The following is a 15,354-nucleotide window of genomic DNA, read 5'->3' as shown; positions in this document are numbered from 1 at the left end:
CGTCTGGCTAGATTTCTTTCAGCATTGTTCTGCTGATAATTTCGTCCTGAACGTCTTTGCAGAGCTCAACGAAGAACGCTGAGTAGCCTGCAACACGAACAACAAGATCACGGTAGTTTTCAGGATGCTTCTGAGCATCGAGAAGAACTTCGTTATCAAGGTAGTTAAACTGCATTTCACCGTTACCGAGCATGCTTGCGGTACGGATAAGAGTAATGATGCCCTGCTCACCCTCTGGGGTATCCAAGAGACCGGACATGAGCTTGAAGTTGTGCACCATACCGATGTTCATGCTGTCGTTAGCCATTTTGGAAACAGATTTAATAATGGCTGTAGGGCCCTTGAAGTCTGCACCGTGACTTGGGCTGATACCGTCAGAAAGCGGCAGCCATGCACGACGACCGCCTGCGGATGCACCGGTAAGCTGACCAAACGGGGTGTTGTTGGAAATGGAGAGAGTACCGTGGCTCAATACGGAGTAGAGAGTTTTAAACTTACGGTGCTCTGCTTCGGTGAAGCTAACGAGGTCTGCAGCAATAAGGTCTGCGTAGTCATCGTCGTTACCGAATTTTGGAGCAGCAAGACAATCAGCTTTAATCTGGTCGTAACCAACGAAATCAGCTTTGAGTGCTTCATTAAGCTGTTCGAGAGTGTATTTTTTCTCGTCGAATACAAGCTTCTTAATCGCAGCCATAGAGTCTGCGTAAGTAGCAAGACCACTCCAGATTACACCTGGACCGAAGTTGTACATTGCGCCGCCAGCAGATACGTCACGGCCATTTTCCATACAACCTTCGTACATGATGGACATGAGAGGCTTAGGAGCGAGCTCTTTGTGAACACGCTGAGAAATAACAGTAGCTACGCTACTTTTCTCAGTGATGAATTTAATCTGTGCTTTAACAGCTTCTTCGAACTGTTCGTAGGTCTGGAAGCTGCTAAGATCGCCCATATCCGGACAAACCTGTTTGCCATACCAAAGTGGCACACCATGGTTGAGAACAAGCTCAATACAAATAGGCCACTGAGTGTATGCAGTGGAAGTCCACTGGTAGAGACGACCGGATTTCTGTGGTTCTACACAACCCATCAGGCAGTAGTCGCGTGCGTCTTCAATAGATACACCTTTTGCAAGCATCATTTTGATGTGGGTGTCATCAAAGTGAATTGCAGGGAAGCCCATACCAGCACGAATTACTTCAATAATCTTCTTGAGGTATTTCTGCGGAGACTTGTTATGCACGCGGGTAGATAGGGATGGCTGGTACACTTTAACGTGACGCACAGCATCCATCAGCAGGTATGTAAGGTCGTTGGTTGCATCAAGACCGTCACGAGTCACACCACCAACACACATGTTTACGAATGGCTGGTAACCTGCGAAGAACTTGGAACCACCTTCACTGGTAATCCACATCATTTCAGACATCTTAATCAGCATACAACCAGCAAGATCGAATGCTTCGTAATCAGTCATGCGGCCAGCTTCAAGATCGGCCTTGTAGTACGGGTACATGTACTGGTCCACACGGCCAATAGACATACCTGTCTGGTTTTCTTCAACTACGAGGAGGGATTCAATTGTCCATACAGACTGGATTGCTTCCCAGAAAGTGGTTGGCTTGTGAGCTGGAACACGAGCGTTCACTTCGGAAATCTTCATGAGTTCAGCTTTACGCTGAGGGTTGGTTTCCTGCTGTGCAAGCTGTGCTGCGTACTCAGAAATTCTACGTGCATAGATCATGATACCTTCAGCAGTATCGATCAGTGCTTTGTAGAAATAAATTTTCTCGATGTCTTCAGGGTTCTTGTAGCTCAGCTTTTCGAGGTGTTCTCTAGCTTCACGCTGAACGTCGAGCATACCCTTGTTCATCAGGATTACGTCGTAACCAGGGTTGGAGTCACCACCACCGTTTACTGCGTGGTAAGAACAATCGGATACATAAGATTCACCGGAAAGTTCCCACAAGCCAGCTTCGCGGTACTGGTCTTCACAATGTTCATCAACGGATTTGCCGGCCCAGAACGGGAACAGCTCTTCACGCATGATCTTCTTGTCTTCTTCAGAAATGTAGAACGGGTCCTGACTACGGGTACCGATGGTATCGAGTTCGTCAGCAAGCCAACGCCACGCGATATCTGGAGAGAACGCACCGGCACGTGGCGCGCCACAAGGTGCACCAACGATAAGCTCGTCGTTCTGAATAACCAGAGGAGCAGTCTCACAACAATGCTTAAAGCATTTTGCACGAAGCAAAACTTTAGGCATGCCCGGATTTTCTTTAGCAATTTTAGTAATTGCACGAGCACGGTGAGTGGTGATGGTAGGTACCTGCTTGAGGAAGTTTTCTCTCAAGCGAACATGACGATCAGTAGGACCACCAGGAATTTCTGTACCATGTGTAGTTGGAGTGTACTGAACAGGGTTGCCCTGAGCAGCCTGACGGTTCAGTACATCTTCTGTTACTTCTTCGAACATCTTCTGCAAAGAAGCACGCTCTTCCGGAGTCATATTTTTTGTAGCTTCTGCAAGCTTATCTGATAATTCCCGAATATCCACTACTACCTCACTTCTATTTGAAATCTTTCAGAGTTAATTGTCGGCATTAAAGCTCTCCAATAGCCTCTTTCAAAATACGATGTACTGCCTGCAATGAACTGGAGCTCAAACCACTGTTAGTAACAGGCGCTGCAATCGGTGCAGTCGCTGCCTGTTTATGGAAGATTTCAGCCCCTATTGATTCAACATTACGCACGCCGTATCCGACTTTGCGAACGTAGATCAGGTTCATTGGAGATACGTTATCTGATGTAAACCCCTTCCCTGCCGAGCCACTGCCCAGCGTCATGGAAGGAAACAGATTGGTTGTTGCGCCCATGCTGCCGAACGCCGCAGGCGTGTTAACCAACACCCTGCCTACCGGCTTTTTCAGCGCAAACTGATTGATCACATCTTCATCTTTTGAATGGATAACCAGAGTGTGCCCGCAGCGGTCGCTAAGCAGCAACTCTATGCATTTCTCGCATGCATGCATCCAGTCCGGCTCAATATAAAAGCCAAGAACAGGGCACAGTTTTTCCCGTGAGTATGGATCAAATTCAGACACATACTTCCGTTCTGCGATCAATACGGTAGTGTTATCCGGTACTGAAAAACCGGCTTTATGTGCAATTTTGACGGCCGGTATTCCAATCAAATCATGATTCGGTTTTCCGTCGGAATGGAAAAGTAAAGAACCAAGCTTGCTCGCTTCATCTTCAGACATGAAATACGCGCCATAGCGTTGCAGAGCACTTTTCACTTCACCGGCAACGCAGCCATCGACAACGACTGACTGCCCTGCTGCTGAAACAACGCCATGGTCAAATGTCTTACTGGCGATAATATCTTTAACAGCCTGCTGAATATCTGCAGTGCGTTCAACAAATGCAGGTCCATTACCTGCACCGCCGTAAATAAACGGCTTGCCGGATTTGCTTGCAGCGTCAAGCATACCGGGAACGCCAGTATTCAGAATGAGAGAGACCGCTTTGTGCCCCATCAGTTCTTCGGTTCCACTAGGCGCTACTGTACGCATATAGGACAGTGCACCTTCCGGAAGACCGCACTTCTGGGCAGCCTCAATCATGATATCAAGAGTTTTACTGATTGTTTTCTGTGCTCTCGGGTGCGGAGAAAAGACAATGGCATTGCCTGACTTGATTGCAATCAGCGCCTTGTAGATAGTTGTTGAAACCGGACTGGTAGCCGGACACAGCGCAACAAGTACACCTACAGGAACCCCGACATCCTTTGTCTGCTTTTCACGGTCTTCACCGATAATGCCTACACAGCGCATCCCCCTCAAAGATCTGCGCGCGAAACCACAAACAAATTCGTTTTTAATAAGCTTATGCTGCCAGTCGCCATAATCCGTTTCTTCATGGGACATAACGGCGAGAGCCTGCGTATGTTGCTCAAGCACATCTGCCATACTCTCAACAATGGCATCCAGTTTTTCCTGAGAAAACGCACCAAGCTGTTTCTGAGCCTCGTACGCATTTTCTGCTAAGATTCTGGCTTCCTGTATTGAGAGCAAATCATTGTCTATAATTGTCATCAAGGCACTCCCACCAAGCTACAATCGTTCCTGAAAAACCGAGTCAGTTATTTGTGTGGAAGAAGTTTTTCCAAAGAGTAACGATCTGTAATTTTGTAAATATCCTGATGTGGGGAAGGAATAACGATGGAGCTGTGAACCTCAGCACCCATTCTTTCAATAGCGCCCACGCCAGCTTCTACAGCGGAGTTACATGCAGACACATCACCCTGTACCAGTACGGAAATGTAGCCGGATGCGGTGTTCTCGTAACCAACGAGATCAACGTTTGCTGCTTTAAGCATCGCATCTGCTGCTTCCAGCACATACACAAGACCAAAAACTTCAACTAAACCAAGTGCGCTTGCTCTACTCATGTCGCTTACTCCACATCAATATCGTGTACAGAAACAATATCGCCGACTCTTGGCTCAGGACGTGCCATTACGTTCTTGGCTGTAACTTTACCGATTTTTGCTGCTGCAGCTGCACCAGCTTCTACAGCTGCCTGAACAGCTGCCACATCGCCCTTAACCATTACGGTAACAAGGGTAGAGCCAATGTTTTCGTATGAAACAAGCTCAACATCTGCTGCTTTAAGCATGCAATCTGCACCGTACAACGCTGGAACCATGCCCAGTGTTTCAATGAGACCCAATGCATTTTCACCGCGGTAACGCATGAAAAGTTCTCCTTTGTTATGGTTTCATCTGCTGTAATCTTAGTGAGTTATTAAAAACTTACCCTTAGGGCAGACTTTTTGGATAAAAAAACAATGTAAGCTTTCAGGCTGACAAAACAGAAGGAACACAACCGGATCTTTTCAGCACTGTACGGACGCAACGTCTTGGCGAATGAGGCTTATCTTTGTTTTTTACTTTGAAGCGTTAGCTGGAAGAAGGGTCTCAACATCAGCATGCGGACGAGGGATGACATGAACAGACATCACTTCTCCAACACGCTGAGCTGCGGCAGCACCTGCATCAGTTGCCGCCTTAACGGCACCAACATCGCCACGCACCATGACTGTTACTAAACCCGCACCAATGGATTCTCTTCCCACTAAGATAACGTTCGCAGCCTTCACCATGGCATCAGCAGCTTCTATTGAGCCAACCAATCCTTTTGTTTCAACCATGCCTAACGCATCATTTTTACTCATTTCGACACTCTCCTTTCCTATTTGGGTTACATTGTTCGCGGTTTGCATCAGCATTGATGCCTCCCTCCTTCAGCCTATGATTGCGCATAGATTGAAAGATTAACTTCACTTGCTAGCCTCATACTTCTCCGGACAGGTCAGTTTTTAAATTCGTAACAAAAGCAAACTGTTACAAATCAAACGACAACAAAAACAAACAACGGTAAGTAGATAAATAGAAAGAGAAAACGCACTGTTATTTGCACTGAGACAGAATCCGGTTTTATGTTTGATCAAAAAACAATCTGATTCATGCATAACCCGTTAGTATACAGAGCAATTCATGCAGCAAAAACAAGTAACACTTCAAAATAGCAAAGGAATGTTCGAGAAATAATCACGAACCTTTTATGAGTGTGAGTAACCCTAGCCCTGCCCCCTAGGGGGAAGGTCAAGATTTTTCTCTAAAATTCTCACCTTGAGGATAATCTCATTCATTTTCAAACGGTTAAGCTTGGAAAACACTTTAGGCCTATACTTTCCACACCTGAAAAACAAAAAAGCTCTTACACTTTCGTGTAAGAGCTTAATTTACAAAATATATCCAAAAGGACTTATTCTTCGTCCCCTGTGTAAAAGACAGGTAAAATCAAACCAAATAGAATGATTATCCTGACACATCCAACAATAGCCACGTTATTAGAGTGTCAACGTCTAGCAACTTGCTGAGACTCTTATCACTATCCCCCCAGCACCTTCCTTAGCACCATCTGCAATTCCCTTAACGCACATTACCACTATGGCAATAGTACGTTCGTCAATCACGATAACAAAGAAAAAATATGAGCTAACAGCCTGCGTAAGCGCAATGCCATATATCAGCAACGTCTCTTCATATTTTTACAGGATGATGCGTTTTATTTTTTCCTGCGACAGTGCAGAACGGAATACTTCACTTGAAAGGTGCACTAAAATATGATGAGTAGCCAACGTATTTCACGCAAATCGCAAAGGACACACTCAATGACTATTTCTTCAACTGAAAGACTGGCAGCAGAGCTTGCCGAATATCATGAGCTCTCATCGCCTGTGTATGCCGGATTTATTGAAACGCTCCTTACTCTGCCAGCGCAACGGCCTATAGTTGATACTATCACCCCAGAAGATACTGTAGTTGTCTGCCGCCGCGAAATACTGAATGAAGCAATCGCCTATTATCAGAAACGATACACCACCCTCCCTGTTTTCTATACATTTTCACCGAATGCATCAGTATACAAAGCTGAATCTGATGTAATTGTGCGTGATGTCGAAACACTTTCCAGCGAACAGAAAGTCCACATATTCACCTCGCTAACAGCTAGACGACCAGGACATTCCGGTATTTCATTTTTGGTTCGCCACCTTGCCAACAAAAATATTCTCAATCCTTCAGTAGAAAAGAATTCTGTCAGCAGATTCTTTGATGAATTTACGCCTGAACCACTGCGTCCTGAAGATATTATGAACATGGCTGCCTGCTACAATCAATTGAGTGATGCGGAAAGCAAGCAAGCCTACTTAGGAATATGTAAAGCAAGGCTGCTTGGAGATTTCAGCTACACACATCTTGCCCTGTACCCACAGTACTTTCACCCTGTGGTGCATGCTGAAGAAGGCGACATCCTCTGTGAAGGCGGCATCTGTGACGGAAAAACATCCGTAAAACTTACGAAAGCGATTGGAGAGAGCGGCGCTCTCTATGGCTTTGAACCGGTACCTGAATGCTACAAGCTTTCACTCAAGCGTACCGCACAATCCCCGGCCATTCACTTAGAGAACAAGGCACTCTGGAAGAATACAACCACACTGAAGCTTTCCATTACCAACCCAACCCAAGGGTATTCCAGTGTCATCTCTTCAGGTACCGCCGAAGCGTCATGTTCAACAACGAGTATTGATGAATATTTTTCAGACAAGCCTGCTCCCACACTCATCAAATTAGATGTTGAAGGCGCAGAAATTCCAGTGCTTGAAGGCGCAATGCAGACGATTCGTGCCCATCGTCCTAAGCTTATGGTTTCTATATACCATACGAACAACGGTAACGATCTTGTAAACATACCAAAGTTCTTACTGGACGCGAATCTCGGGTATTCATTCTATGTCGGGCATCATAGCGTGTGGTTTAACGAAACAATTCTCTATTGTATTGCGAAGTAATTACAAAAAAACGGACCGTCTCTTTCAAAACTGCCCGTTATTGCATCACACTTACTTACATTAACGCCTATAATTCAGTCGATTCACCAACACACACCAACATTCCCCCTGCAAAAAGCTTAGACCACTCAAGATGGACCAACGAAAAAAGGACTTACACTTTCGTGTAAGTCCTTAACTTTCATTTGGCGTCCCCAGGGGGATTTGAACCCCCGTCGCCTGCGTGAAAGGCAGGTGTCCTGGGCCAGGCTAGACGATGGGGACGCGTCATATATGCAGATTAAAACTTCTGACCTTGTTTTAATCTAACTAACTTAATGGCTGGGCTACAAGGACTCGAACCTTGATTAACGGAGCCAGAACCCGTCGTCCTGCCAATTGAACGATAGCCCAACAAGTTGCGAGAAGTGTTTCTATGGAAAAGCCAGCCCTCTGTCAACGAAAATTCTAAAAAAAGTATATTTCATTTCGCAGTTACCCACTTCCCTTCGCTATCTCAATTCAACCCCATAAAAAAAGCCCCTGTTGCTATGAGCAGGGGCTTTTCTAATCTCAATAGTGGCAACACAACTATTGGTTGCGCTCTACTCGCTTCCAAGTATCACGAAGTGTTGCTGTGCGGTTGAACACTGGCTTCTCTTCAGTAGAATCAGGGTCAACACAGTAGTAGCCCATACGCTCGAACTGAACACGCTCGCCAGCTTTGCATTCTGCAAGGCGAGGCTCAAGGTACGCTGTGATAATTTTTTCAGAATCAGGGTTGATGTAATCGATAAAGGTCTTACCTTCTTCAACCTTGTTCGGATTCTCTTTTTCGAAAAGCGGCTCGTAAAGACGAACTTCAGCAGGCACTGCGTGTTTTACAGAAACCCAATGCAGAGTACCTTTAACCTTACGACCATCTTCAGACCAACCGCCTTTAGTCGCAGGATCGTAGGTACAATGGATCTCAACAATCTCACCGTTCTCGTCTTTCACAACGCCAGTACAGGTTACGTAGTACGCATAACGAAGACGTACTTCTTTACCAATAGAAAGACGGAAGAATTTCCGTGGTGCTTCTTCACGGAAGTCTGCACGCTCAATATAGAATTCACGGGAGAATGGTACGGTACGCTTGCCGTATTCTTCCAGTTCCGGATGAAGCGGCATTTCAAATTCTTCAACCTGATCTTCAGGATAGTTAGTGATCACAACTTTTACCGGATCGATAACACCCATAAGACGCGGAGCAACTGCATTAAGCTTTTCACGCATGCAGAATTCAAGCATAGCTGCATCAACCATAGAATCAGCTTTTGCTACACCGATACGGGAACAAAACTCACGGATTGCTTCAGGAGGACAGCCACGACGACGCAGGCCAGAAATGGTCGGCATGCGCGGGTCATCCCAACCACGTACGTGGTCTTCTTCCACAAGCTGAATTAGCTTACGCTTGGAAAGAACTGTATGGGTCAGATTCAGGCGTGCAAATTCAATCTGCTGAGGGTGGTACACATTGAGGGTGTCCAGCAACCAGTCGTAGAGCTCACGGTTGTTCTCAAACTCAAGAGTACAAATAGAGTGTGTAATGTGCTCCTGAGAATCAGAAAGACAATGTGCAAAATCATACATCGGATAAATGCACCAGTCATCACCAGTACGATGATGGTGCGCTCTACGGATACGGTAAAGAGCAGGGTCACGCATGATGATGTTCGGTGAAGCCATGTCGATTTTAGCACGCAGAACACATTCACCGTCAGCAAATTCACCGTTACGCATACGTGCAAAGAGATCAAGGTTCTCTTCTACACTGCGGTTACGATATGGGCTGTCAGTACCCGGCTCTGTGAGAGTGCCGCGCATTTCACGAATTTCTTCCGGAGTGGAGTGATCCACATAAGCTTTACCCATTTCAATAAGTTTTACAGCATGACCGTAAAGCACTTCAAAATAGTCAGAAGTGTAAAACGGCTTTTCACCCCAGTCGAATCCGAGCCATTTTACGTCTTCCTGAATGGATCTTACGTATTCGTCTTCTTCTTTCAACGGGTTTGTGTCGTCAAAACGAAGGTTGCAGATGCCGCCTTCGTGCTCTTGCGCAATACCAAAGTTCAAGCAGATGGATTTAGCATGCCCAAGATGCAAGTAGCCGTTCGGCTCCGGCGGGAAGCGAGTATGTACGCGACCATCGTATTTACCGCTCTCACAATCTTCAGCAATGATAGTACGGATAAAATCCAGACTAGTTCCTTCGTTGTTCTCTTCAGGTGCTACAGGAGCCTTACTCATGAATACGTCCTCTAAATCTATTTCTTCGCATCAACGCGATTATGAACATTTTATAAGCGGATGACATACGGGAAACAATCGCAGCGGTCAATTGGAGCAACACGCTAGTTTTGCACTGCTCATCTTCACAGCATAAAAACACCGATCATTATATACAAGCAGGATCTGCTCTCCAAGCATAAATCACATTTTTTGTAAAAAGACCACCTCATAACAAAGCCCGTGCAAAGGCGCATACAACGAGGAGGCATTCTTTTTTTGCTAAAAAAGACCGTCCCATCCCTGCCCCCTTCTCCTTTCATCATACTTGCCCACTTAATTGATGAAACACGCAACAAAACAAAATTTTCTACACTAGATTATCAACTTTTTTAAAAATACTGAGCGCAACTGCATTTTTTATGAGCACAAAACATTATCTGTTATATCAAGATATAATGGGAGCTTTATATACATCAAATCTGATATATTGAGAATATGTCATATAAATTTTACTTTTTTGATAAAAAGTACCGTTTTGCTTTTGACAATTTTAGTATTTTCGTGAACAAAGAAAATTAAGGGGACGTTATTTTTTCTGTTTCACCCTAGACGACACGCGCACTAACAACCATATTGCTAAGATATCAGGCAATACGATTTTCAACGCTGGAGGAACATATGACATTTTCTGGTTTGGTTAAGTCCATCATAACCGGTCTCGCCGTTACAGCATTTTGTGTACCTGCTTTCGCAGCAGACACTATCAAGCTCGGTGTAGCCGGCGCACACAGTGGTGACCTTGCTTCATATGGTCTGCCTACTGTTAACGCTGCAAAAGTTGTTGTTGCTAAAATCAACGCTGCAGGCGGTGTAAACGGCAAACAGGTTGAACTGCTCATTCAGGATGACCAGTGCAAACCTGAACAGGCTACCAACGTAGCAACCAAACTCGTTTCTGACGGTGCTAATATAGTACTCGGTCACATCTGCTCAGGCGCTACTAAAGCTGCACTTCCTATCTACACAGAAGGCAAGCTCATCGCCATGTCACCTAGTGCTACCAACCCTATGCTCACCCAGTCCGGTGACTACCCAACCTTCTTCCGCACCATCGCATCTGATGACATGCAGGCTCGTCTCGGTGTCGACTTCTCTATCGAAAAGCTTGGTGCAAAAAAGATTGCTGTACTGCATGACAAAGGCGACTACGGTAAAGGCTACGCAGAATTCGCACGCAAATTTATTGAAGAAGGCGGCAAAGCAGAAGTTGTTATGTTTGAAGGCGTAACTCCTGGTGCTCCTGACTACTCTGCCGTTGTTCAGAAAATTCGTCGCAGCAAAGCTGATACCGTCATCTACGGTGGCTACCATCCAGAAGCTTCCAAGCTCATCACCCAGATGCGCAAAAAACGCATCAAAGCAAACTTCGTTTCTGATGACGGTGTAAAAGACGACACTTTCATTAAAGTTGCTGGCAAAAACGCTGAAGGCGTATACGCTTCCGGCCCTATCGATGTATCCAACCTTCCACTGTACAAAGAAGCTATTGCTGCACACGTTGAAATGTTCGGCTCTGAACCGGGTGCATTCTACCCTGCAGCATACGCAGCAACAGTGGCTATGCTTACAGCAATCGAACGTGCTGATTCCACAGACTACGACGCTGTAACTGCAAAACTCCGCAGCGAATTTGTTGAAACTCCTGTGGGCAAAATTAAATTTAACGAAAAAGGCGACGCAGAAGGCGTTGGCTTCTCCATGTACCAGGTTCAAAACGGTAAGTACGTAGAACTAAAATAATACAACCGCATTTGACCGCAACCACAACGGGGAGCAGTCTCGGATTGTTCCCCGTTTTTACTCAGATAATTGGCCTTGTACCTGCAACGATTTTTTGCAGACAGGCACCGCTCCTACAGGGACATACACATGGATTGGGAATTTTTCATCGAATTGGGTCTTGGCGGATTAACGCGCGGGAGTATCTATGCTCTCATCGCGATTGGCTACACGATGGTATACGGTATTATCGAGCTTATTAACTTTGCCCACGGCGAAATTTACATGCTCGGTGCATTTACCGGCCTCATTGTTGCCGGCGTGATGGGTGTCTACGGATTCCCTGCTGTTGCAATCCTACTTATGGCAATTGTTATTGCCATCTTGTACTGTTCTGCCTACGGGTACACCATGGAGAAAGTGGCCTACAAACCACTTCGCGGCGCTGCACGCCTTTCTCCACTTATTTCTGCTATCGGTATGTCACTTTTTCTCCAGAACTACATCATTCTGGCGCAGACTTCTGACTTTTTACCGTTTCCAGCATTGATTCCAGACTTCGAATTTATGGAGCCAATTGCATACATTTTTGGCTCTACAGACTTGGTTATTGTTGTAGCCAGTGCCATCTCAATGGTTGCACTTACCCTGTTCATCAAATTTACCAAGCTCGGTAAAGCAATGCGCGCAACAGCGCAGAACCGAAAAATGGCTATGCTGCTTGGCATTAACGCCGACAAGATTATTTCTACCACCTTCATCATTGGCTCTTCACTGGCTGCGCTTGGTGGCGTGCTCATTTCCACCCACTCAGGTCAGCTTAACTTCATGATCGGCTTTATTGCCGGTGTAAAAGCATTTACGGCTGCGGTTCTCGGCGGCATCGGCTCCATTCCTGGCGCCATGCTTGGCGGGTTGTTCCTCGGACTGACGGAAAGCTATGCTGCAGGATACATTTCCAGTGACTACGAAGACGTTTTCGCCTTCTCCTTGCTGGTAATCTTCCTTATCTTCCGTCCATCCGGTATTCTGGGCAAAGCGCCTGTGGAAAAGGTATAACCGTATTCACTCGTAACGAAAGAAGGAGTTGCAGAACGCAGTTTCTGCAGAAGAGATACAATGCAAGGACTGAAACAATCCATAATTAGCAGTTTGTGGTTCATGTTCCTTACATTTCCTATCATGGTTGTTCGAGTAAATACCATCGAGAACACCGTTGAATGGAGATGGATGAACCTTGCCTACGTCGGCGCAGGAGTATTTGTCTTATCCTACGTATGGCGTTGGGCTCTGGCTCGCAAAGAAGCCAAACAGTATGAAACACCATCTACTGAAAAATCTAAAAAACAACTCTGGTTCTCCCGTGCGATGGAAGAACCGGCAGTGGCGCGGCCTGCTCTTGCTGCAATCTTTGCACTTAGCTTAGTCATGCCATGGCTTGTAACAACGTATCAAACAAACATTTTTATCTCGTTTTTGCTATACGTCATTCTTGGCCTCGGCTTGAACATTATTGTTGGCGTAGCGGGTCTGCTCTTCCTTGGTCATGCAGCATTCTACGCCATCGGTGCGTACAGCTATGCATTGCTCAACCACTATTTCGGAATCGGCTTTTGGGTAGCATTACCTCTTGGTGGTCTATTCGCCTGTCTCGGTGGCATCATGCTTGCGTTCCCTGTATTACGTTTGCGTGGTGACTACCTTGCGATCGTAACTCTCGGATTCGGAGAAATTATCCGTCTTGTTCTGGAAAACTGGAGTAATCTGACTGGCGGTCCTTCCGGTATTTCAAACATTGACCGACCGGGGCTATTCGGCATGGAACTATCCGTAGCCGACGCCAACATTTACATTTACTACATTGTTCTCGTACTCGCCATAATCACAATGGTTGCCGTGCAACGCCTCAAAAACTCCCGTATCGGTCGTGCATTGCAGGCACTGCGTGAAGATGAAATTGCCTGTCAGGCAATGGGTATCGACCGAGTTAATGTTAAACTTATGGCATTCGGTCTGGGTACCGCATGGGCTGGTTTTGCAGGGGTAATCTTTGCCGCAAAAACCACCTTTATTAACCCTGCCAGCTTCACTTTCATGGAATCAGCAATCATCTTATCTATTGTTGTTCTCGGCGGCATGGGTTCCAACCTTGGTGTTATCCTCGGTTCTGCGTTCCTTGTGCTTATGCCGGAATACCTGCGTGCATTCTCCGAATACCGCATGCTTCTTTTTGCAGCAGCGATGGTACTTATGATGGTATTCCGTCCACAGGGACTTATTGCCCCTAAAGGCCGTAAGTACCATGTGGATGACCCTGACCTTATCAAAGAAGGAGAAGCGTAATGTCTACAGTACTGAACGTTAATGCGCTCTCCAAAAGTTTCGGCGGCCTGCGTGCACTCAACGATGTTGACCTGCAAGTGGACAGTGGTGAAATTGTAGCACTCATCGGTCCGAACGGTGCGGGCAAAACTACATTCTTTAACTGCATTACCGGTATTTACGAACCGACAGACGGAGATGTGTTCTTTGCTCCTCTTGGAGATACAGAACGTCGCGTAAACGGCATGAAGCCGAACAAGGTTACTGAATTAGGAATGGCACGTACTTTCCAGAACATTCGCCTCTTTAAGAATATGACTGTGCTGGAAAACGTTATGGTTGCCCGTCATTGCCGTACAAAGGCAGGCATTCTGGATGCGCTGATTCGTCCACCGCATGTAAAGCGCGAAGAACAAGAAAACATAGAGAAAAGCTACGAGTTGCTCAAATACGTTGGTCTTAACCAATACTACAATGACCTTGCCTGCAACCTACCATATGGCGACCAGCGCAGGCTTGAAATTGCACGTGCAATGGCAACAGAACCTTCCCTGCTTCTGCTCGATGAACCAGCAGCAGGTATGAACCCGCAGGAGACAGCAGCGCTTAAAGAGCTGGTGCTGGACATCCGTGACAGGTTCAACCTTGCAATTCTGCTTATTGAGCATGATATGAGTATGGTTATGAGCCTGTCCGAGCGTATCTACGTTATGGAATACGGATGTCTTATTTCTCAGGGTACCCCTGAAGAGGTAAGTAAAGATCCACAGGTTATTAAAGCCTACCTCGGGGAGGAAAGCCATGCTTAAGGTTAAAGGCATCAACACATTCTATGGCAACATTCATGCGCTGCATGATGTAAACCTGCATATTGATGAAGGTGAGATCGTGACACTCATCGGCGCTAACGGTGCCGGTAAGTCAACAACCCTCATGTCCATCTGCGGTGGCACTCCGCCACGTAGCGGTGAAATCACCTTTGAGGGTAAACCGATCCACAAAATGAAAATGGATCAAATCGTACGCCTTGGCATCTCTCAAGTACCGGAAGGTCGTCTCATTTTTCCAGACTTGACCGTAATGGAAAATCTGGAGCTCGGAGCGTTTCTGCGTAATGACAAAGCTGCCATTAAGCGTGATATGGAATATGCCTTCAGCCTGTTCCCGATTCTTGAAGAACGCCAGAAACAGACTGGCGGCACACTCTCCGGTGGTGAACAGCAAATGCTCGCTATCTCCCGTGCCCTGATGGCAAGACCTCGATTACTGCTCCTTGATGAGCCATCCCTTGGTCTTGCACCGATTATTATCCAACAGATTTTTGAGATCATTCAAAAGGTTAACGCATCCGGCACCACAGTATTCCTTGTGGAACAGAATGCGAACCAAGCTCTCAAAGTTGCGCACCGCGCATATGTAATGGAAACAGGTCACATCACCATGGAAGATGATGCAGCGACGTTGCTCGCCAACGAAGACGTAAAAAAAGCATACCTTGGCTTATAGCCAAACCCATTCGAGAGAGGGCGACAGCTTTTGCTGCGCCCTTTTTTCATGCCTTATAAACAAAGC

The 15,354-nt window shown here is 46.2% G+C and carries 12 protein-coding genes and 2 tRNA genes; 6 read left to right on the top strand and 8 right to left on the bottom strand.

Going from position 1 to position 15,354, the window contains the following annotated elements; genetic code table 11:
* Positions 1 to 7: 7 nt before the first annotated feature.
* The 5 genes from cutC to BUR09_RS09335 form a co-directional block, all read right to left on the bottom strand.
* Complete coding sequence (cutC, locus tag BUR09_RS09355; RefSeq protein WP_074216677.1) at positions 8 to 2,560, bottom strand: choline trimethylamine-lyase; 2,553 nt, start codon at positions 2,558 to 2,560, stop codon at positions 8 to 10.
* Positions 2,561 to 2,606: 46 nt separating this feature from the next.
* Positions 2,607 to 4,100, bottom strand: a complete 1,494-nt coding sequence (locus BUR09_RS09350; RefSeq protein WP_074216676.1) for an aldehyde dehydrogenase family protein — start codon at positions 4,098 to 4,100, stop codon at positions 2,607 to 2,609.
* 47 nt (positions 4,101 to 4,147) lie between these two features.
* Complete coding sequence (locus BUR09_RS09345) at positions 4,148 to 4,456, bottom strand: BMC domain-containing protein (RefSeq protein WP_074216675.1); 309 nt, start codon at positions 4,454 to 4,456, stop codon at positions 4,148 to 4,150.
* Between the two features lie 5 nt (positions 4,457 to 4,461).
* The gene (locus BUR09_RS09340; protein WP_074216674.1) at positions 4,462 to 4,761 is read right to left on the bottom strand and encodes a BMC domain-containing protein; all 300 of its coding nucleotides are present in this window, start codon (positions 4,759 to 4,761) and stop codon (positions 4,462 to 4,464) included.
* Between the two features lie 192 nt (positions 4,762 to 4,953).
* Positions 4,954 to 5,241 carry a BMC domain-containing protein gene (locus BUR09_RS09335; RefSeq protein WP_074216673.1) on the bottom strand — a complete coding sequence of 96 codons (288 nt, stop codon included), beginning with the start codon at positions 5,239 to 5,241 and terminating at the stop codon, positions 4,954 to 4,956.
* Positions 5,242 to 6,243: 1,002 nt separating this feature from the next.
* Between BUR09_RS09335 and BUR09_RS09330 the strand changes: the two genes are divergently transcribed.
* Entirely contained in the window at positions 6,244 to 7,422 is a 1,179-nt protein-coding gene (locus BUR09_RS09330; RefSeq protein WP_074216672.1) for an FkbM family methyltransferase, read from the top strand.
* A 186-nt stretch (positions 7,423 to 7,608) separates the two neighbouring features.
* Here the strand turns inward: BUR09_RS09330 and BUR09_RS09325 are convergent.
* The 3 genes from BUR09_RS09325 to BUR09_RS09315 form a co-directional block, all read right to left on the bottom strand.
* Positions 7,609 to 7,686 (bottom strand) — tRNA-Glu (locus BUR09_RS09325).
* Positions 7,687 to 7,740: 54 nt separating this feature from the next.
* Positions 7,741 to 7,815, bottom strand: a tRNA-Gln gene (locus tag BUR09_RS09320).
* Positions 7,816 to 7,992: 177 nt separating this feature from the next.
* Complete coding sequence (locus BUR09_RS09315; RefSeq protein ID WP_074216671.1) at positions 7,993 to 9,699, bottom strand: glutamine--tRNA ligase/YqeY domain fusion protein; 1,707 nt, start codon at positions 9,697 to 9,699, stop codon at positions 7,993 to 7,995.
* Between the two features lie 660 nt (positions 9,700 to 10,359).
* Between BUR09_RS09315 and BUR09_RS09310 the strand changes: the two genes are divergently transcribed.
* The 5 genes from BUR09_RS09310 to BUR09_RS09290 all read left to right on the top strand — a co-directional run bounded on the left by BUR09_RS09310 (position 10,360) and on the right by BUR09_RS09290 (position 15,288).
* The gene (locus BUR09_RS09310) at positions 10,360 to 11,481 is read left to right on the top strand and encodes a branched-chain amino acid ABC transporter substrate-binding protein (protein ID WP_074216670.1); all 1,122 of its coding nucleotides are present in this window, start codon (positions 10,360 to 10,362) and stop codon (positions 11,479 to 11,481) included.
* Positions 11,482 to 11,610: 129 nt separating this feature from the next.
* A complete protein-coding gene (locus tag BUR09_RS09305) occupies positions 11,611 to 12,519 on the top strand; it encodes a branched-chain amino acid ABC transporter permease (RefSeq protein WP_074216669.1) in 909 nt (302 codons plus the stop codon).
* Positions 12,520 to 12,579: 60 nt separating this feature from the next.
* Entirely contained in the window at positions 12,580 to 13,803 is a 1,224-nt protein-coding gene (locus BUR09_RS09300; RefSeq protein ID WP_074216668.1) for an ABC transporter permease subunit, read from the top strand.
* A complete protein-coding gene (locus BUR09_RS09295) occupies positions 13,803 to 14,591 on the top strand; it encodes an ABC transporter ATP-binding protein (RefSeq protein WP_074216667.1) in 789 nt (262 codons plus the stop codon). Before BUR09_RS09300 ends, BUR09_RS09295 begins: the two co-directional genes overlap by 1 nt.
* The gene (locus tag BUR09_RS09290) at positions 14,584 to 15,288 is read left to right on the top strand and encodes an ABC transporter ATP-binding protein (RefSeq protein WP_074216666.1); all 705 of its coding nucleotides are present in this window, start codon (positions 14,584 to 14,586) and stop codon (positions 15,286 to 15,288) included. Before BUR09_RS09295 ends, BUR09_RS09290 begins: the two co-directional genes overlap by 8 nt.
* The last annotated feature ends 66 nt before the right edge of the window (positions 15,289 to 15,354 follow it).

Origin of the sequence: Halodesulfovibrio marinisediminis DSM 17456, assembly GCF_900129975.1 — a bacterium.
Lineage (GTDB): Bacteria > Desulfobacterota > Desulfovibrionia > Desulfovibrionales > Desulfovibrionaceae > Halodesulfovibrio > Halodesulfovibrio marinisediminis.
The sequence above is the reverse complement of the archived record's forward strand: the minus strand, read 5'-3'. Positions and strand labels throughout refer to the sequence as shown.